General features: G+C 57.3%; 16 protein-coding genes. 9 read left to right on the top strand and 7 right to left on the bottom strand.

What is annotated here, in order from left to right; genetic code table 11:
- Window positions 1–10: 10 nt before the first annotated feature.
- From O77CONTIG1_RS04795 to O77CONTIG1_RS04780, 4 genes are all read right to left on the bottom strand, one after another.
- Window positions 11–991 (bottom strand): DUF5357 family protein, encoded by a 981-nt coding sequence (locus tag O77CONTIG1_RS04795; protein WP_068508517.1) that lies wholly within the window; start codon window positions 989–991, stop codon window positions 11–13.
- Between the two features lie 266 nt (window positions 992–1,257).
- A complete protein-coding gene (grxD, locus tag O77CONTIG1_RS04790) occupies window positions 1,258–1,581 on the bottom strand; it encodes a Grx4 family monothiol glutaredoxin (RefSeq protein WP_068508515.1) in 324 nt (107 codons plus the stop codon).
- Window positions 1,582–1,719: 138 nt separating this feature from the next.
- A complete protein-coding gene (locus O77CONTIG1_RS04785; protein WP_068508513.1) occupies window positions 1,720–1,980 on the bottom strand; it encodes a BolA family protein in 261 nt (86 codons plus the stop codon).
- Window positions 1,981–2,098: 118 nt separating this feature from the next.
- Entirely contained in the window at window positions 2,099–2,767 is a 669-nt protein-coding gene (locus O77CONTIG1_RS04780; RefSeq protein WP_156434943.1) for a hypothetical protein, read from the bottom strand.
- A gap of 203 nt (window positions 2,768–2,970) precedes the next feature.
- On the opposite strand from O77CONTIG1_RS04780, the gene O77CONTIG1_RS04775 reads away from it, so the two are divergent.
- The 6 genes from O77CONTIG1_RS04775 to accC all read left to right on the top strand — a co-directional run bounded on the left by O77CONTIG1_RS04775 (window position 2,971) and on the right by accC (window position 9,961).
- Complete coding sequence (locus O77CONTIG1_RS04775) at window positions 2,971–5,175, top strand: S8 family serine peptidase (protein ID WP_286132547.1); 2,205 nt, start codon at window positions 2,971–2,973, stop codon at window positions 5,173–5,175.
- A gap of 180 nt (window positions 5,176–5,355) precedes the next feature.
- Window positions 5,356–5,880 carry a phycobiliprotein lyase gene (locus tag O77CONTIG1_RS04770; protein ID WP_068508510.1) on the top strand — a complete coding sequence of 175 codons (525 nt, stop codon included), beginning with the start codon at window positions 5,356–5,358 and terminating at the stop codon, window positions 5,878–5,880.
- A gap of 50 nt (window positions 5,881–5,930) precedes the next feature.
- Entirely contained in the window at window positions 5,931–6,614 is a 684-nt protein-coding gene (gene bchM, locus O77CONTIG1_RS04765) for a magnesium protoporphyrin IX methyltransferase (protein ID WP_068508508.1), read from the top strand.
- 104 nt (window positions 6,615–6,718) lie between these two features.
- Window positions 6,719–7,153 (top strand): hypothetical protein, encoded by a 435-nt coding sequence (locus tag O77CONTIG1_RS04760; RefSeq protein WP_156434942.1) that lies wholly within the window; start codon window positions 6,719–6,721, stop codon window positions 7,151–7,153.
- Between the two features lie 380 nt (window positions 7,154–7,533).
- A complete protein-coding gene (locus O77CONTIG1_RS04755) occupies window positions 7,534–8,250 on the top strand; it encodes a heme oxygenase (biliverdin-producing) (RefSeq protein WP_068508505.1) in 717 nt (238 codons plus the stop codon).
- Between the two features lie 364 nt (window positions 8,251–8,614).
- Window positions 8,615–9,961, top strand: coding sequence for an acetyl-CoA carboxylase biotin carboxylase subunit (gene accC, locus O77CONTIG1_RS04750; RefSeq protein ID WP_068508503.1), 1,347 nt, complete (start codon window positions 8,615–8,617; stop codon window positions 9,959–9,961).
- A gap of 49 nt (window positions 9,962–10,010) precedes the next feature.
- Here the strand turns inward: accC and O77CONTIG1_RS04745 are convergent, their stop codons facing one another.
- Window positions 10,011–10,901 (bottom strand): shikimate dehydrogenase, encoded by an 891-nt coding sequence (locus O77CONTIG1_RS04745; protein WP_068516024.1) that lies wholly within the window; start codon window positions 10,899–10,901, stop codon window positions 10,011–10,013.
- Window positions 10,902–11,052: 151 nt separating this feature from the next.
- Here O77CONTIG1_RS04745 and O77CONTIG1_RS04740 point away from each other — a divergent pair, with 151 nt between their 5' ends.
- The 3 genes from O77CONTIG1_RS04740 to uvrC all read left to right on the top strand — a co-directional run bounded on the left by O77CONTIG1_RS04740 (window position 11,053) and on the right by uvrC (window position 16,688).
- Window positions 11,053–13,209 carry a CHASE2 domain-containing protein gene (locus O77CONTIG1_RS04740; RefSeq protein ID WP_068508501.1) on the top strand — a complete coding sequence of 719 codons (2,157 nt, stop codon included), beginning with the start codon at window positions 11,053–11,055 and terminating at the stop codon, window positions 13,207–13,209.
- Window positions 13,206–14,528 (top strand): ATP-dependent RecD-like DNA helicase, encoded by a 1,323-nt coding sequence (locus O77CONTIG1_RS04735; protein ID WP_068508499.1) that lies wholly within the window; start codon window positions 13,206–13,208, stop codon window positions 14,526–14,528. The genes O77CONTIG1_RS04740 and O77CONTIG1_RS04735 overlap by 4 nt, the downstream gene beginning before the upstream one ends.
- A 240-nt stretch (window positions 14,529–14,768) precedes the next feature.
- Entirely contained in the window at window positions 14,769–16,688 is a 1,920-nt protein-coding gene (uvrC, locus tag O77CONTIG1_RS04730) for an excinuclease ABC subunit UvrC (protein WP_068508498.1), read from the top strand.
- Here the strand turns inward: uvrC and O77CONTIG1_RS04725 are convergent.
- Both O77CONTIG1_RS04725 and fmdA read right to left on the bottom strand, forming a co-directional pair.
- Window positions 16,685–16,945 carry an FmdB family zinc ribbon protein gene (locus tag O77CONTIG1_RS04725; protein WP_068508494.1) on the bottom strand — a complete coding sequence of 87 codons (261 nt, stop codon included), beginning with the start codon at window positions 16,943–16,945 and terminating at the stop codon, window positions 16,685–16,687. The genes uvrC and O77CONTIG1_RS04725 overlap by 4 nt on opposite strands.
- A 129-nt stretch (window positions 16,946–17,074) precedes the next feature.
- Window positions 17,075–18,280 carry a formamidase gene (fmdA, locus tag O77CONTIG1_RS04720; RefSeq protein WP_068508493.1) on the bottom strand — a complete coding sequence of 402 codons (1,206 nt, stop codon included), beginning with the start codon at window positions 18,278–18,280 and terminating at the stop codon, window positions 17,075–17,077.
- Between the last annotated feature and the right edge of the window lie 319 nt (window positions 18,281–18,599).

The following is an 18,599-nucleotide window of genomic DNA, read 5'->3' as shown; positions in this document are numbered from 1 at the left end:
CATTTCGATTTTACGGCGGTTGCGCCAGCGAAATGCGCCGAAAGGGATTGCATTCCACCCGCGTCAGCGGCGCACCCGCTACCACTTCGCCTGCACCCAGCGGCGGCGTAACCTGAGAAATCAGGCAAGCCTTTTCATAGACATAGGGAAAATTGGTGCTGGTTGGGCCCGTCCAGAGCATCCGCAGCCGCAGGGTATATTCCGGCTCGCCCGGAGGCACCACCGCGCTAAATCGCCAGAGCCTATCCTCAGCCAGTTCTTGGGCTGTCGATCGGTTTGCCACCTCAAAGACATAGTCTTGCAGGGCTGGAACTTGCTGATCCAGCGCAATCAGCCAGCGCTCGGTGTCGCTCCAGGGAATTCCTTCGAGCGATCCCCGAATATAGCCCTCCGCCAGATTCATCAGCAGTTCCGCACGGGGTACGCTGCGGCTGGAGTCGCGCTGCTCTTCATCCAGGCGCACGACAAACGCACTCCGCCGAAAATCGTCCGACAACAGCGTCGGATAGTCGCGCAGCCAATCTTGCACCACAAAATGAAACTGAATCCAGCAGCTCATGGTGCCTGCCAGCACCGCCCGCAGGATCAGGTCTTGCCGCACCTTGGGGTCGGGGATGCTGAAGGTAAACCGGGGAAAAAAGTAGGGCACTGCCGCCGAAATTGCCGAAAAGATTGGCCAACTGACCCACGCCACGCGCCCCAAATCGCCCACCCATCCTGCAAACAGCACCACACAGGCCAGCGCCCCCGTGATCCACGGGCCGGTTTGGATTTCCAGTCCCAGGATATTCAGCTTGTTGCCCGACAGCGCCCAGCCAACTCCGACCGTCAGAAACAGCCAGCCAAACCGCGACAGCAAATCCTTGAGAATCAGCGTCTCAACTAAGATCGACAGCGCCCACGAAAACAAGCTCAGTAGCACCAGTGTCTGCCAGGAAAACGTCCGGGGCGGTCGCAACTGGTTCCAAAGTTCGTCGAGCAGTTCTTTCACAGAGAAACGGGCTGTTGCTGCCAATAGGTAAAATCGGTCGCCCTAGCAAGCTGCTAAGCCATTTCTATGCTACTGAGTTTCCATCCATAGAAGACACTTTTGCAGTTGTTTGGTCATGGTCTGGCGATCGCCTCGCCCGCATTGTGAACCACATTCTGAACACAAAACCGGGAGTTCCCTGGCTCGGTCATACTTTTCCCTGGAGATTTTTCTCTTGAGATTTATACTCTCAAGCTTAGGGGCGATCGCTCGACCCAGCATCCATCCTAAGACGCGAGCGCCACCTCGACTTTTTGCTGAAGTTCGCCCTGCTGATACAGCTCGATCATCACGTCCGACCCGCCAATAAATTCCCCATTGATATACACCTGGGGAATCGTCGGCCAGCTTGAATATTCCTTGATGCCCTGCCGAATCTCGTAGTCTTCCAGCACATCTACCGTTTCGTAGGGCACACCGAGAGAATTCAAAATTTGCACAACGTTGTTAGAAAAGCCGCACTGGGGCATCAGCTTATTGCCCTTCATGAAAACCAGAATTTTGTTTTGGGCGATCAGATCGTCAATTCTTGCTTTGAGTTCTGGAGTCATGGTCTTGTGTAGAAAAAGTTCTGAAGAGTTGGGAAAGTGCAGACTTCAAATGCGTAGCTTTCTAAAGTTCCGCATCCTGCTAATAGTGTAGCGGGGAGGCTCAATCCTGCGAACCTCCCCACGCTCATCTCAGTTGAATCAGGAAGCCGTCTGCCCTGCGGCCCAGGATTCGGGGGTGTAGGTCTTCAGTGAAAGGGCGTGAATGGCTTCCGATGCCATCGCTGGGCCAACCGCGCGATACACCAACTGATGCTGCTGAATCAGGCTTTTGCCCTCAAACGCTGAAGAAACCACAATCGCCTGATAATGGTCACCGCCGCCCGTCAGGTCTTGAATCTGTACCTGCGCGTCGGGCATCGCTTCTTTAATCATCGCCTCTACCTGGCTGGGACTAATCATCTCCGCGCTCCTAGATTGTGCTGCCTAAAGCATTGTGCTGCCTAAAGCCAGGCTACCCCATGAGCAGTCTCAAACGCTGCCTCAAGAGTCACTTCAAGAGACTGCTGAGCCTGCTTCCCTACTGACGCGGTGCAGTGGAGGTCGAAGCGGGATCTTGGTTGCGGGGGAAGGGCGAATCAACAAAGCCCAGTTCATAAAGCTGGCGATAGGCCCGCTGCCCCAAATCACGAGTGGGGTTCTGGCTGCGAACGATTTGCACCAGCAGCGGGACAGCCAAGTCAGGCTTGTTTTGGGCCCGATGCACCAGGGCAAGTTGATAGGTGGCTTCGTCCCGCAGTTGAGCCGTTTCTAGGGCGCTACGGCGCTGGCTGTCGGCGATGCGGTTGTCGATTGCCGTGAAGCTATTAAATAGCTCTTGGTAGAAATTAGACAGTTGGTTGAAGACTTGGCGGGCTTCTTGCAGCCGCCGCACGGCCAGATCATAGTTTTGCACGGCTGCTGCGGCGCGGGCTTCTTCTAGCATTCGCTGACCCGATCGCACGCTCAATAGGCTGCCGTCCTGAGCCAGCGGACGGAGGTCATCAGGATTGCTGGGGGCGACGTTGGGAGCCGGAAGGCTGGGGTTTGCAGGGGTGACTGGCTCAAGCTGCTGCAAGCCCGCATCGGGGTCGGCAGGGCTGGGCGTTTGGGCGACAACGACGCTGGAAACGAGCGCAGTCGCGACTGCGGCGGGCATCGCCAAAAGCCAGGTCAAGGAGCGTGGACGAAGGGCGTTGAAAGATACCATGGGCCTCTGCGTAGACTTGAGAAGGTTGAAGAGAATAGACGTGAACCTGACCAAATGCACCTGCGAATGCACAGAGTAAATACTACCACTTGGATGCTTTGTCTATTTATTCTTGCTTAAACTTCGTGACCAAAAAGCACTGAGCGCAACCAATTGTGCTATGTACTGAGGGTTTATTGTCGTTTGAAGTTGAGTAGACCCCTATGACTGGATCTGTGCCGCCCGATCGCCCCTCTTCCAGTGCATCACCGAGGGGTGGGGACGATTTTCAGGCAGAAGGAAATCCGGTAGACGCGATGCTGCCTGCCTCTGGTGTATTGGCGGAGCAGGAGGGCATGATTTTGCAGCGGGGCGGCGAGGAATTGCAGCTGCAAAAGCTGGGCGATCGCTTTACGTTTCGCCCGACGGCAGAAGCGCCCGACGAAATGACCCTGGAGGATTGGGTTCAGCAGTTAGACGTAGAATCTATGCGCCCGGTTCCTGGCGTGGACTTGATCGAGGTGAAAACGGCAGCGGGTCAGGCGGATGCGGGGATCGACCGAGCCAGAGCGCATCCGCACGTTGCCTTTGCGAGCCATGTCTATCAACTGGCGCAAAATCCGCAAACGCGGGTTTACCTGACCGATGAGCTGACGGTGCAGTTTGCCAACAGCGTGACGACGGAAGCGATGGGGGCGATCGCCCTTGACCTCGGCCTCAGGCCCGCCCAGCCCGTCGTCGGCATTCCCCAGACCTACGTGTTTGAGGTAACCCCGCAAGCCAGGGCAAACCCGATCAAGCTGGCCAACCAACTCATGCACCGCCCGGATGTGCTGCTGGCGGAACCCAACATCGTCATCCGCGCCCAGCAGCTTTATCGCCCCCAGGAGCCAGAATATCCCCGCCAGTGGTATCTGCAAACCCAGGGCGGCTCCCAGATTGCGCCGACGGCCCACATTTCTGTCGAACCCGCCTGGGACATCACGCGGGGCAGTCGGGCGGTCGTTGTGGCCGTCACCGACGACGGCTTTGACCTGAACCATCCCGACTTTCAGGGGCCAGGAAAAATCGTGCAGCCGCGAGACTTTAAGCTGCAAACCAGTCTGCCGCTGCCGGAAGCGTCGCACGAAAACCACGGTACGGCTTGTGCGGGTGTGGCGATCGCCGAAGAAAACCAGTTTGGCATCGTTGGCGTTGCGCCGGGATGCAGCCTGATGCCGCTCCGCACCACTGGATTTCTGGACGACCAAGCGATCGAGTCGCTATTTGACTGGGCGCTGCAAAAGGGCGCGGCGGTGATTTCCTGTAGCTGGGGAGCCAGCGCGGCCTACTTTCCGCTGTCGCTGCGGCAGCGGGCGGCGATTAATCGGGCGGCGACGCAGGGACGCGGCGGCAAGGGCTGCGTCGTCGTCTTTGCCGCAGGCAACGCCAACCGCCCCACCAGCGGCACGATCAACGAGCAGGGCTGGGTGAACAACGTCCTGCGCGGCAATACCCAGTGGCTAAACGGGTTTGCGGTGCATCCCGACGTGATCGCCGTGTCCGCCAGCACCAGCCTCGACAAAAAAGCCGCCTATAGCAACTGGGGCGACGCGATTTCGGTCGCCGCCCCCAGCAACAACGCGCCGCCGGGGATGTGGCTGCCGCAGACGGGCTACACCTACACGGGCCCACAAATTCGGGCGGCGCTGCCGGGGGTGGGCGTGTTCACGACCGATCGCCTGGGGGCGGCAGGTTATGACCCCGGCAGCTTTACCAACACCTTCGGCGGCACATCGAGCGCCTGTCCGGTGGTGGCGGGCGTGGCGGCGCTGGTGCTGTCGGTCAATCCAGACCTGACGGCGCGGGAAGTCAAGCAAATTTTGCAGGAAACCGCCGACAAAATTGTGGACACCGACCCTGATCCCCAACTGGGATTGCGGTTTGGCACTTATGATGCCAGCGGCCATTCCAAATGGTTTGGCTATGGCAGGGTGAACGCGGCACGGGCAGTGGAGGCAGCACGGCGCAGGATTCCGGCAGCGATCGCCCCTACAGAATGGCAGCAGCTTTCCAACACTACCCCCGTCGCCATCCCCGACGACACCCCCCGTGGCGCGACCAGCATCCTGCAAGTGCAGGGCGATTCTCGTGGGGATCGCGCGGATCGCCCCCTGCGCGACCTGCGAATTACCGTAGACGTAGAACATAGCTACCTGGGCGACCTGGAAATCACCCTGCTGCCGCCCCAGGGCGAACCCATCCTGTTGCAAAGCCGCATCCTCGGCCGCCGTACCCGCCTGCAAACGACCTACACGCTGCAAACCACGCCGCTGTTGCGGACGGTGTTAAATCGCTCGGCCCGGGGCGTGTGGCAACTGCGACTGGTAGACTGTGCGCCGCAGCACGTCGGGCGGCTGCTGGGCTGGCAGTTAAATTTGGGCTTTTAGGCACATTTAGGCACATTGCTAAACAGCCGCCGCTTTCGGCGATTTCTAGAGACGGTGCAAATTGCGGGGGGCGATCGCTATAAGATAAGGAATGTTGCAGGACATCGCGCTCTGTGAAGCCGCTGCCCGCCCAGGTTTCGCTTTGACCAGAATTTAGGTTTTAATCCTCACAAAACAACAATGGATATCGTCGAATTTTTTGAACAGAGCAGCGGCAAATGGTTCTCCCAGCGCACCAGCCATCACCTCGCGTTCAAGCAAACGGAGAGCGGCAAGTCCGACATCGTCATCGACCTGCTGAGCAAGGATGACCCGGCCGTCGTTGCGCTGTGCCAGCAGTATGAAATCGACCCGGCCCTGGCGCTGTGCGGGGCCCGCGTCACTTGGGATGGCACGATGGAGTGGGACAAAGAAAAGCACGAAGGCTCCACCGTGATTGTGCCCGTTGCTGATGCCGACCAGCCCAACGAAGGCAAAATGCTGCGCGAACAGGGATACGCCGAAAAGGCCCCCGTGGCCGGACGCTACGTCATGGGCGATGACGACTCCCTAACGCTGATTACCGAATACGAGACTATGTATTCCGAAGAGCGACTCTGGTTTGCCAGCCCCAACTTGCGCCTGCGTACCAGCATTCTCAAGCGCTTCGGCGGCTTCAGCATGGCCACCTTCTGCTCCGAAATCCGCATGGGCGGCGCAAAGTAATTGACGTAAATTTGCGCCCTAACCCCTAAACCCCAACCCCTAACCCCTAAATGACCAACGCACTCGACGACAAAACCATCGTCCGGGACTATTTCAATGCGACCGGATTTGACCGCTGGCGACGCATCTACGGCGACGGCGAAGTAAACAAAGTCCAACTCGACATCCGCAAAGGCCATCAGCAAACCGTGGACACCGTGCTGGGCTGGCTGCGGGACGACGGCAACACCAGCGACCTCACCGTTTGCGATGCGGGCTGTGGCGTGGGCAGCCTCAGCATTCCCCTGGCGCAGATGGGCGCAACGGTTTTCTCTAGCGACATTTCCGAAAAAATGGTGGGCGAAGCCAAAGAGCGGGCCGAAGCGCTGGGTTTGTCCGGCAATCCCACCTTTGCAGTGCAAGACCTGGAATCGCTCAGTGGCAAGTATCACACGGTCATCTGTTTGGATGTGCTGATCCACTACCCGCAAGCAGATGCAGCGCGGATGATTGCCCATCTGGGTTCCCTGGCAGAGTCGCGGCTGATTCTCAGCTTTGCGCCTAAGACGCTGGCCTACAGCCTGCTGAAGAAAATCGGCGACTTTTTCCCCGGCCCCAGCAAAGCCACTCGCGCCTATCTGCACCGCGAAGTTGATGTGGTGGTGGTGCTGGAAAGCCAAGGATGGACGGTGAAGCGCAATGCCATGACCAAGACGCAGTTTTACTTTTCGCGCCTGCTGGAGGCCGTTCGCTAAGCGCTTGCCATACTTTTGCCTTCCACAGGGTTTTCTAAGCGGCTGATTCAGGGCATTCTACGGGTGCATTGCTCATCTATTCGTTTGCGCTATTCACCCGACCTATGAAACTTCTTCGTCAAATAGCCTCCGGTGTGCTGCTCAGCCTGAGTATGCTGTTTCTGATGGTGGCGGCCCTTGCGCCATTTGATGAAAGCGAACCCCCTGAAGAACGGCGAGACATGGTGCTGGGCGGGCTGATGCTGGGGGTGCCGATGATGCTTGGGGGTGGCTGGCTGCTGTGGGGGTTGCGCCGAGATTGGCGAGAGGAGGAGGGCGATCGCCTCCGCAGTCTTTTCTTTGAAACGGCGCGGGCCCATAACGGCTGCTTCAGCGTGATGCAGTTTGCAATGGCCGCCAACATATCGGGCAACATGGCCAAGCAATACCTGGACGAGCGGGCAAAAGAGTTTGAGGCCAACTTTGAAGTAGATGAGCAAGGCGGAGTGTTTTATCGCTTTCCGCTGCGTCAGTTCGAGCCGCCCCAAGACCTGTCTTAACTACCTGTCTTAACTACCTATCTTGACTATAGGTTCAGCCGACAGAGCGTAAGAATTTTTAACAAAAACTCTCATCAAATCAGACTACTGTAACAATTTAGGTGCTCTTTGCAACGGTTTAGTGCCGATTCAAGAGGAAACACGCCATCACCCGATTCAGTCATTCAGCGCTAGGCGTGGTGGGTCGATGGGGGGCGCAAGCTTGGCAAACAGGCTGGAAAGCCAGAGCGCAAGTCTGGGGTTCCTGCTTCAGGTTGTCGGGTTGTGTCGAATAAGCTGGTTAAGAGAGCTGTGAGAACACGCTGGAAAAGGCACCGAAACCGCTAGTGGATTTTCGCTAGTAGACGCATTTAGTTGGGATATTTAGCAGGACATTTAGCATGAGCAGCAATTTAGCATCCAAACTCCGCGAGGGAACCAAAAAATCTCACTCAATGGCGGAGAATACGGGCTTTGTCGCCTGTTTTCTGAAAGGCACGGTGGAACCCACTTCTTATCGCAAGCTGGTGGCAAATCTCTACTTTGTCTACTCGGCAATGGAAGAAGAAATGCAGCGTCACCGCGAACATCCGCTGCTCTCTCAGCTCTATTTTCCAGAGCTAAACCGCAAAGCCAGCCTGGAGCAAGACTTGACCTACTACTTTGGTCAAAACTGGAAAGAGCAGGTTGCGCCGTCGGCCGCCGCCCAAGACTATGTGACCCGCATTCGGGAAGTCTCGAACGAGAACCCCGAACTGCTGGTTTCCCATCTCTACACTCGCTATCTGGGTGACCTCTCTGGTGGGCAAATCCTCAAGAAGATTGCCCAAAACGCCATGAACCTGTCAGATGGACAGGGCACCAGCTTCTACGAGTTTGAGCAGATTCCCGACGAGAAGGCGTTTAAGGTGATGTATCGCGATCGCCTCGACAGCCTGCCCGTGGACGAAGCCACTGCCGACCGCATCGTAGACGAAGCCAATGCCGCCTTTGGCATGAACATGGCCATGTTCAAGGAGCTAGAAGGCAACCTGATCAAGGCGATCGGCATTCAGCTCTTTAACCTGCTCACCCGTCGCACCCGTCGCGGCAGCACCGAACTGGCAACGGCAGAGTAGGGATCAGAGGATCAGAGATTCAAATTTAGGGATTGCAACTTGGGGACTCATTTGGGGTTCTCATGCGGCATCCCGACAAATCGGGTGAGTCTTTTGGGTTGGAGCGTTCGCACTGAAGCCGAGCGTTCTGGCCAAAAGGATTGACCCGATTGTTTTTTACAACATGGTTTTTGCACAGCCAGGACTTGTACAGCTAGAAGTAACGCTGTTTTTTGCCAATTTGGGGCGATCGCCCGACCTCGTTCTAACTCCTGAAACCGACCCTGAACCCCATCCCTAAACCCTGGGCCCCGATTCGGCGTAAAATTCAAAACACTGGCTAGTCAATCCCTGGCCGTTGATTCCTTGCGCCGGGCCTTACGAGATGCGTTTTGAAAAGATTCTGATTGCCAACCGTGGCGAAATTGCCCTCCGCATTTTGCGGACTTGTGAAGAAATGGGCATTGCCACCGTGGCGGTGCATTCCACGATCGACCGCAACGCGCTGCACGTACAGCTTGCAGACGAGGCGGTGTGCATTGGCGAACCGCCCAGCAGCAAGAGCTACCTGAACATTCCCAATATCATTGCGGCGGCGCTGACCCGCAACGTCAGCGCGATTCATCCGGGCTATGGCTTTTTGGCGGAGAATGCTCGCTTTGCGGAGATTTGCGCCGATCACCAGATCGCCTTTATTGGGCCGTCTCCCTCGGCAATGCGGGCAATGGGCGACAAGTCTACGGCCAAGGAAACGATGCAGCGGATCGGTGTGCCCACCGTGCCAGGGAGCGATGGGCTGCTGACGGATGAAAAAGAAGCGATGGCGATCGCCCGCAAAATTGGCTATCCCGTCATCATCAAAGCAACAGCGGGCGGCGGTGGACGGGGAATGCGCCTGGTTCGCAGCGAGGAAGATCTGATCAAGTCTTTCCTGGCGGCCCAGGGCGAAGCAGAGGCTGCCTTCGGCAACCCTGGCGTATATCTAGAGAAATTTATTGAGCGGCCGCGACACATCGAGTTTCAGATTCTCGCTGACGGCTATGGCAACGTGATCCACCTGGGCGAACGCGACTGCTCGATTCAGCGTCGCCACCAAAAGCTGCTGGAAGAAGCCCCCAGCCCGGCCCTCACGCCGGAACTGCGGGAAAAAATGGGTTCGGCGGCAGTGCGCGTGGCCCAGGCAATCAACTACCTCGGCGCAGGCACGATTGAGTTTCTGCTGGACTCGTCCGGTCAGTTTTATTTCATGGAAATGAATACGCGCATCCAGGTTGAGCATCCCGTCACGGAGATGATCACCGGGACGGACTTGATTGCCGAACAAATTCGCGTGGCCCAGGGCGATCGCCTCCAACTCACCCAGGAGCAAGTGCAACTGCGCGGCCACGCCATCGAGTGCCGCATCAACGCCGAAGACCCAGACCAAAACTTTCGCCCCGCCCCTGGACGCATCAGCGGCTACCTGCCCCCCGGCGGCAACGGTGTCCGTATCGATTCTCACGTCTACACCGACTACGAAATTCCGCCCTACTACGACTCGCTCATTGGCAAGCTGATCGTGTGGGGGAGCGATCGCCCCACCGCCATCCGCCGCATGAAGCGGGCCCTGCGCGAGTTTGCCATTACCGGACTGCCCACCACCATCGGCTTCCACCAGCGGATTCTGGAAACGCAGGATTTTGCAGACGGGCGCGTTTACACCAATTTTGTGGAGCAGATCATGCAACGATAGGCGCGGGCTGACCTGAGCATGAACCCTGCCAACCCAGCCACCTTTTCCCTTAGCCCCTCAACTGCTCAATCAACGCCTGCCGCATGACCTCGACCGGAACCTCCTGCCCTAGCCACAGACGCAGGGCGGCGGCTCCCTGCTGCACCAGCATTTCCAGACCGCTGATGGGCATTGCGCCAAGGGCGGTGGCCTGCTGCAAAAAGCGAGTGGGGTTTGGGGTATAGATCAGGTCGTAGGCGATCGCCCCCGATTTCATCCCCGATTTCATCGTCAGCCCTGGCTCTGCGCCCAGCGGCGAAGCCTGAGTATGGGGGTGCATCCCAATGGGCGTGGTGTTGACCAGCAGAGTTGCCCTAGGGAGGAGCTTCGGCAAATCCTCCCAGAGATGCACCGAGAGCGCGGCAATCGGCGAGTTTCGCCAGCTTTGCTGAAAGGCTTTGAGCTTGTCTAGGTCGCGCCCGACGACGTGGATTTGCGCCAGGCCCAGTTGGGCACAGCCCGCGACGACGGCCCGCGCCGAGCCGCCGTTTCCCAAAATCACCGCTGCGCTCTGGCTCCAGTCGGGCGATCGCTCTGGGGGCAGGGTTAGCAGCGGCGACAGGAACCCCTCCACGTCGGTGTTCGTGCCGGCCCAGCCCGTGTCTGTGCGCCAGATTGTGTTCACCGCGCCCACGGCTTGGGCAATCTCTGAAATATGATTCAGAAACGGCATAACAGCCTGCTTGTGGGGAAGGGTGACGTTGAAGCCGCGCAGCCCGATGGCGGCAAACCCGGCGATCGCCTGGGGCAGGTCTTCTGGCGCAACGGGCAACGGCAGGTATACATAATCCACACCGAGATGGGCGATCGCGGCGTTGTGCATCACGGGCGACAGCGAGTGAGACACGGGATGCCCAATTACGCCTAAAAGTTTTGTCGTGCCAGTAATCCTGATCCTCATACTGGTCATCATAGGTGCTTTATAGGTGCTTTGTAGGTGCAAATCGAGGGAGCAGGTTGAGGAGACAGATCGGAGATCCGAATCGAACCTTTGTATCAGGGATGTGTGTCAGAATCATTACATCTATTGAGCACTGAGCGACGAATTGTCCATGCTGGGGACTGTGCTTGGCGGGCGTTATCGCATTATTACCATTTTGGGGGCAGGTGGCTTTGGCCAAACCTACCTGGCCGAAGATGAGCAGCAGCCGCGCCGATGCGTGGTCAAGCAGTTCAAGCCCGTCAGCCAAGATTTGCACCTGCTGGTGGTGGCGCGTCGCCTGTTTGATACGGAGGTGGAAACGCTGCGTCGCCTGGGGCAGCACGACCAGATTCCCGAACTCTACGACTCGTTTCAGGAGGGCGAAGAGTTTTATCTGGTGCAAGAATTCATCGAAGGACACGCACTAAGCGAAGAGTTGGGGGAGAGACAACGGTTTTCGGAACCCGAGGCGATCGCTCTCTTGCAAGACGTGCTGAACGTGCTGAGCTTCGTCCATCAAAATCAGGTCATCCACCGCGACATCAAGCCCGCCAACCTAATCCGCCGCAAAGCTGATGGCAAGCTGGTGCTGATTGATTTTGGCGCAGTCAAGGAAATTCAGACGCGGCTGACGGGTATTTCTGGACAAACCGAGATGACCGTGGGCATTGGCACCCAGGGCTACACGCCCAGCGAGCAGCTCATGGGGCGGCCCCGCTATTGCAGCGACCTCTATGCCCTAGGAATGACCGTAGTGCAAGCCGTGACGGGCTGCTTGCCATCGCAATTACCAGAAGACCCGGAAACCCTAGATATCCTTTGGCAGCACCAGGCAACAGAGATTAGCCCCGGTTTGAAGCTGATTCTCGACCACCTGGTGCGCTATGACTTTAGCCAACGCTATCAGTCGGCGGCAGAGGTTCAGCACGCCCTAGCGCAACTGGCAGACCTGCCCACCGATTTGATTGACACACCCACATCGCTGCTGCCGCCTGGGGTTGCCCATCGCACGCAGTCCTTGCCGCCGCTGTCTTGGCGCGATCGCCTGCGGATGGGCTGGCGGGGACTGGCGATCGCCACGGCTACCGCCGCTGCCCTATCTCTGGGGCTAAAACACCTCGGCTGGACGGAACCCCTAGAGCGCCTCGCCTACGACCAGATGACCCGGTTGCAACCTGCCCTGCCGCCAGACGATCGTCTGCTCATCGTGGGCATTGCTGAGGCAGATTTGCAAGCGCTGGAGCGGGCTACGCCGTCGGATGCTGACGTGGCCAAGGTATTGCAAACTCTGCAACAGGCAGGGCCACGGGTCATTGGGCTGGGGCTATGGCGCGACCTGCCCCAGGAACCGGGTCGAGCAGCGCTTTTGGAAGAACTGCGATCGCCCAATGTCATCACCTTTATGCAGTTGGGCAGCGTCACCACCCCCCAAATTCCGCCGCCGCCTGGCGTGCCGTCTGTGCAGGTGGGCTTTAGCGATTTGCTAGTGGATGCCGATAGAGTCGTGCGGCGGGGGCTAATTTTTGGCGGCGAGTTTCATTCCTTTGCCATGCGGCTGGCGCAAAAATATCTGGCAAGTGAAAATGTTGGTCTCCGCACCAGCCCTGCCCATCCTGGCATCACTGAACTGGGGGAAACTCCGCTACCTCCGCTCGAATCGACTGCGGGCGGCTATCAGCGGCTAGATGCGGGCGGCTATCAGCTTTTATTGCGCTATCGATCGCCCGCTGCGCCTGCCCCTGTCGTATCCTTTGCCGATGTGCTAAATGGGCGCGTGTCAAGGGATCGGGTGCGTGATCGCATCGTGCTAATTGGCACGACTGCGCCCAGCGGTAAGGATCTGTACTACACACCCTTCAGCGCCGGCCAGCAAACCGAGCACCAGATGCCGGGCGTGGTTATTCATGCCCAAATCACCAGCCAGCTCTTGAGCCTTGTGCAAGACGGGCGACGGCTCATAGGCTATTGGCCAGACTGGGCAGAGGGACTGTGGATCATCGGCTGGGTTGGAGTGGGCAGCGGGCTAGGCTGGTTTCTGCGACATCCGGCCAGGCTGGGGGCTGGCGGCGTGGCGGCAATCGGCATTCTCATCGGCAGCAGCGTTTGGCTGTTTGGGCAGCAGGTGTGGATTCCGGTGGCCACGCCGGCGATCGCCCTCGCGCTGGCCACGGTAGGATCTGCGGCCCATCGTATCTATCGGGAGTCCAAGCTGGACACCGACCTCACCCGCCTCGTTTGGGACAAAACCCTGATCACTGACCTTGGTCGTCGGGGGCACTCGCCATGACCCCTACTCCCTCTTCCAAGGATAAGGACATCGCCAACTCGCTGCCCGGAATCCGGCTCAGCCGTCCGCAGCGCAAAGCCCTGCGAGAGCTAGAGAAATTTGCCCAGAGCAGCGAAAAACTGTATCTGCTGACGGGCTACGCGGGCACAGGCAAAACCACGCTGCTGCAAGCGCTGATCCGCCGCCTGCGCGACAAGGGCGATCGCCGCCGTATCGTGTTCACTGCCTTTAGCAACAAAGCCACCAAAGTTCTGGAACGCATGGCCGACGAGTGGCAGCTCGAAATCGACTGTATGACCTGCTGCAAGCTGCTGGGGCTGCGGCCAGAAATCGACTCGGTTTCAGGAAAGCAAGTCTTCAGACCCGACCGCGACAGCGAAAACCACTTTGATCGCTATCACCTCGTCGTGGTGGACGAAGCCTCGATGATCAACGCAGAAATGTGGGGACTGCTCACCAACGCCGTCAACAGCCTCCTCAGCCAAACGCAGATTCTATTCGTCGGCGATATCGCCCAACTGCCGCCGATTGGCGAGCCGGAATCCCTGGTCTTCAGCCAGATTCACCACCGCTCGGATCTGACCGAAGTGGTGCGCTATGGCGGGGCGATCGCCCTCCTGGCCGAATCCATCCGCAATAATCTCACCCGGCGAGACCTGCCCGCGTTTGAAACGGATGCGAATGGCGATCGCACCGAAGGCGTGATCGTCACCCGCCGCATGGACTGGGAACGCCTACTGATCCGCGCCTTCCAGAGCGAGTCCTATCAAGCAGACCCCGATTACGTCCGCGCCCTCGCCTACACCAACCAGCGCGTCCGGGAGCTAAACCACAAGATCCGCCGCGCCATCCACGGAGACAAAACGCCGCGCTTTGTGAAGGGCGATCGCCTCGTCGCCAACACCCCTTACATCGTCGGCGATGCCGTAATTCTGCAAACCTCCAGCGAGTGCGAAGTGCTGTCAGTAGACGAGGCCGACGAGGGCGACTGGCACGTTTGGCGGCTGCATGTCCTAACGGACGATGGCAAAAACCGCAGCCTCAGCGTCCTCCACGAACTCAGCCAGGGGCAATACACTCGCCTGCTTAACGCCTACGCCCAAGACAAGCGCTGGAGCGAGTTTTGGCAGCTCAAAAGCGCCTTTGCCGATGTCCACTATGCCTACTGCCTGACGATTCACAAGTCCCAGGGATCTACGTTCCAAAACGTATTCGTAGACGTGCCCAACGCCCTGATCAACCGAAATATCCGCGAACGCAACCAGCTCCTCTATGTCGCCGTCACCCGCGCCGCCCAGCGCCTCTTCCTGTTTCAATAACTGCGATCGCCCAGCAGACTGTACAGCCGCCTAAAATACCTAAAATAGTAGTACATACAGCAGTACACATCGCCTAGTCTCGACGCTCTGAGTCTCGACGCGCAACTTCTAACCTCTGTCCCTAATATCATGGAATAGCTGGAAAGCTGACAGCGCCTCGGATTGGCAATCCAAAATCGTCAATCTAGTCAATCTAAAATCCAAAATCAACCCGCCCCATCTCTAACCCCCCTTTCCCGCGTGTCCTCATCGCCCCACCTCACGCCCCTACTCAAAGATCCCGATCGCCTAGAGGCGCGGCTCAAGGAAATTCCTCAAGAGCCAGGGGTCTACTTTATGCGCGATGCCGCCGATAACATTATCTACATCGGCAAGTCCAAAAGCCTGCGGAGCCGCGTGCGGTCCTATTTTCGGGAAGACCCCTACCGAGAATATCGAATCGCCTGCATGACCAAACAGGTGGTGGAAATTGAGTTCATCGTCACAGATACCGAAGCCGAAGCGCTGGCGCTAGAGGCCAATCTGATCAAGCAGCACCAGCCCCATTTCAACGTGCTGCTGAAGGATGACAAGAAGTATCCGTTTCTCTGTATCACCTGGAGCGAGGAGTATCCGCGCATCTTTATCACCCGTAAGCGCAAGCTCAACAGCAAGGATCGTTACTACGGCCCCTATGTGGACGTGGGACTGCTGCGGCGCACGCTAAATCTGGTGAAGCGCGTGTTTCCGCTGCGCCAGCGTCCCCAGCCGCTATTTAAAGACCGCCCCTGCCTGAACTATGACATTGGGCGCTGTCCTGGCGTGTGCCAGCGGCTGATCAGCCCGGAAGACTATCGCAAGACGCTGCAAAAGGTGGCGATGATCTTTCAGGGGCGGACGCAGGAGTTGGAAGCGATCCTGACAACGGCAATGGAAAAAGCGGCCGAGGATCTGAACTTTGAGTATGCGGCGCGGCTGCGCGACCAGATTCGCGGGATTCAGTCGCTGGGGGCAGACCAGAAGGTGCAGTCGCCGGATGATACGGTGTCACGAGATGCGATCGCCCTAGCAGCCGACGAACACCACGCCTGTATTCAGCTTTTTCAAATTCGCGCGGGGCGGCTGGTGGGGCGGCTGGGCTTTGTGGCGGATGCCCAGTCGGGCACGCCGGGAGCCATCTTGCAGCGGGTGCTAGAGGAACATTATCAAACCGTTGAGGCGATCGAGATTCCGGCGGAAATTTTGGTGCAGCACGAGCTGCCCGACGGCGACATTCTGGCGGAGTTTCTCACCCAGCGGCGCGGGCGCAAGGTTCACATTTTCCTGCCGCAGCGCCAGACCAAAGCCGACCTGATCGATATGGTGGAGCGCAACGCGGGCTATGAGCTGGCCCGCACCCAGCGCTTTGCCGATCGCAATAATCAGGCCATGCTCGACCTGGCGGAAATCCTCGACCTGCCCGACCTGCCCCACCGCATCGAGGGCTACGACATTTCCCACATTCAGGGGTCAGATGCGGTCGCGTCGCAGGTGGTGTTTGTGGACGGAATGCCCGCCAAGCAGCACTATCGCCGCTACAAGATCAAAAATCCCACTGTGAAATCGGGGCATTCCGACGACTTCGCCAGCATGGCAGAGGTGATTCAGCGCCGCTTCCGCCGCTATGCCCAAGACCCGAATGTGCAGCGGGTGGGCAATCCCGATTTTCCTGACCTGGTGATGATCGACGGCGGCAAGGGGCAGCTTTCGGCGGTGGTTGCCGTGCTGCGAGAAATGAATCTGCTAGAAGACGTGAAGGTGGTTAGCCTGGCCAAGCAGCGCGAAGAGATTTTTCTGCCGGGGGAATCCCTACCGCTGACGACGGAGGCCGAGCAGCCGGGGGTGCAGCTTTTGCGGCGACTGCGCGATGAGGCACACCGCTTTGCCGTCAGCTTCCACCGACAGCAGCGGAGCGATCGCATGAGGCGCTCTCGCCTGGAGGATATCCGGGTCTGGGGGCATCACCGTCAAAAGCAGCTTCTGGCCCACTTCCGCTCGATCGACTATCTGCGCGAAGCCACTGCCCAACAAATCACCGAAGTTCCCGGCATCGGCCCCAAAATGGCGCAGCAGATTTACGATTATTTCCATCCGCAGCAGGATCGGGAAGATGAACTGAAAGCGGAATCAGCATCATCCTAATGGCTAATCATCCACGGGCGACCCCCGGTGTGATTTTTGACCCCTGGGGGCGATCGCTCTTCTGTGCGCTGAATCAGTTTGGGTTCCTTCGCTTCCTGCTTGAGGCGGAGAGAGCCTGACAGGATGGCCGGCGGCGAGAAAATGCGCTGGGCTGGCTGCTGACAGGTGGGACATTCAGCAGGGAGGTTGCGCTCATCGAGCGATCGCCACTGATCAAAAATGCCACACTCCGGACAGCGAAATTCGTATAACGGCATAGTTGTTCTGCATCCTGCAATTTTGGTTCATACTTTCAGTTTTTACCTTTAGCTCCTTCTCTGCGATACCTAAAATGCGATACCTAAAAAAGGTAGCGGGGCGAGGCAGTAGGACAAAAGGGGCGATCGCTAAACAGGTAAGATATTCTGGTCAAAAATTTCTGTCGGAATCGCCAGCGTCGCGCAGGCATTTGGAATATCTACAATGCCGCTCACCCGCCCTTCCACCGGGGCGCAACTGAGCAATAGATAAGCCTGTTCGCCCGTATAGCCAAACTTCTTCAAATACTCAATCGCATTCAAACAGGCCCGCCGATACGCAATGTGGACATCCATGTAATATTGCTTGCCCGTGAATTCATCGACCGAAATTCCCTCAAAAACCAGGTATTCCGAATATCTAGGTTCAACAGGGCCCGGCTTAAAGATAGGATTCACCATGCCATATTTCTCCATGCCGCCCTTGATAATGTCCACATGCAGATCGATATAGCCCGACATTTCGATCGCACCGCAGAACGAAATTTCTCCATCCCCTTGGGAGAAGTGAATATCGCCCATCGAAAGCTTTGCGCCTTCGACGTAAACCGGGAAGTAGATACGAGTTCCCTTTGAGAGATTTTTGATGTCGCAGTTGCCTCCATGTTCTCGCGGTGGCACGGTTCGCGCCGCTTCGGCCGCAACTCGCCCATACTCAGACGCAGGAAGCGTACCCAGAATGGCGTTCGTCGGGTTCGGCAAGGCAGCCAGGACGGGTGCATCGCCTGAAAGCCCCGCTCCGTAGGTTCGCAAATCGGGCGCAGTCTGTACCAGTTCGGCTTCGCGCTGGTTCCAGGTTTTAAGCAGTTCGTGAGAGGGAGCGCAGCCGATCAGTCCAGGGTGAATAATGCCTGCAAACCGCACCCCTGGAATATGTCTTGAGGTAGTGTAAATGCCTTGAAAATCCCAAATTGCTTTCGCAGGATTTGGGAAATGATCGGTTAAAAAGCCACCCCCATTTTTCTTATCAAAAATACCTGTAAAGCCCCATTCGTCCCCTTGCAAAGCCCCAATGTCTAGCAGGTCAACCACAAGAATATCGCCTGGCTGGGCCCCATTGACCCAGATTGGCCCGCTGAGGACATGCACCACGGTCAAATCCACATCGCGGATATCATCAGGACTGTCGTTGTTCTTGATTTGCCCATCGGTCCAGTCCTTACATTCAATCCGAAAGATATCCCCCGGATTGACAGACACGACGGCGGGAATTTCTGGATGCCAGCGATTGTGCCCAGGCAATTCTTGCTCGTTCATTGGCTTGGTCAAATCTATCTTAAATAACGTCTTCGGCATAGGAAAACCTCTATTTACTTGTTTTGTTTGGGTCAGATTTTGGGTCAGATATTATTTGTTTTATAGGGCTTCAAATTAACAGACATTACTGCTTAATTGCGTACTTCAAACAATATCTGAAACCAGGTTAAAAAGCAGTTTAGCAACTTCGTATCGTATGCTCAGCTACTCATGTAAACTGTCAAATCGACTACTAAAAGACTCGATATGCCTCTCGCAAAAGGTGAATTTGAGGCGATCGCTCACCCCAAAAGTTTCATTATTTGCAATCTTTTTATAACTTCATTTAACGCAACACAAAAACAAAAAATAAAACCAT

Source organism: Leptolyngbya sp. O-77, assembly GCF_001548395.1.
In the GTDB taxonomy this organism is placed as follows: Bacteria; Cyanobacteriota; Cyanobacteriia; order Elainellales; family Elainellaceae; genus Thermoleptolyngbya.
The sequence above is the reverse complement of the archived record's forward strand: the minus strand, read 5'-3'. Positions and strand labels throughout refer to the sequence as shown.

Coding starts and splice junctions, on each gene's coding strand:
- grxD (WP_068508515.1), bottom strand. CDS start 1,581: ATGACTCCAGAACTCAAAGCAAGAATTGACGATCTGATCGCCCAAAAC.
- O77CONTIG1_RS04785 (WP_068508513.1), bottom strand. CDS start 1,980: ATGATTAGTCCCAGCCAGGTAGAGGCGATGATTAAAGAAGCGATGCCC.
- O77CONTIG1_RS04780 (WP_156434943.1), bottom strand. CDS start 2,767: ATGGTATCTTTCAACGCCCTTCGTCCACGCTCCTTGACCTGGCTTTTG.
- O77CONTIG1_RS04775 (WP_286132547.1), top strand. CDS start 2,971: ATGACTGGATCTGTGCCGCCCGATCGCCCCTCTTCCAGTGCATCACCG.
- O77CONTIG1_RS04770 (WP_068508510.1), top strand. CDS start 5,356: ATGGATATCGTCGAATTTTTTGAACAGAGCAGCGGCAAATGGTTCTCC.
- bchM (WP_068508508.1), top strand. CDS start 5,931: ATGACCAACGCACTCGACGACAAAACCATCGTCCGGGACTATTTCAAT.
- O77CONTIG1_RS04760 (WP_156434942.1), top strand. CDS start 6,719: ATGAAACTTCTTCGTCAAATAGCCTCCGGTGTGCTGCTCAGCCTGAGT.
- O77CONTIG1_RS04755 (WP_068508505.1), top strand. CDS start 7,534: ATGAGCAGCAATTTAGCATCCAAACTCCGCGAGGGAACCAAAAAATCT.
- accC (WP_068508503.1), top strand. CDS start 8,615: ATGCGTTTTGAAAAGATTCTGATTGCCAACCGTGGCGAAATTGCCCTC.
- O77CONTIG1_RS04745 (WP_068516024.1), bottom strand. CDS start 10,901: ATGAGGATCAGGATTACTGGCACGACAAAACTTTTAGGCGTAATTGGG.
- O77CONTIG1_RS04740 (WP_068508501.1), top strand. CDS start 11,053: ATGCTGGGGACTGTGCTTGGCGGGCGTTATCGCATTATTACCATTTTG.
- O77CONTIG1_RS04735 (WP_068508499.1), top strand. CDS start 13,206: ATGACCCCTACTCCCTCTTCCAAGGATAAGGACATCGCCAACTCGCTG.
- O77CONTIG1_RS04725 (WP_068508494.1), bottom strand. CDS start 16,945: ATGCCGTTATACGAATTTCGCTGTCCGGAGTGTGGCATTTTTGATCAG.
- fmdA (WP_068508493.1), bottom strand. CDS start 18,280: ATGCCGAAGACGTTATTTAAGATAGATTTGACCAAGCCAATGAACGAG.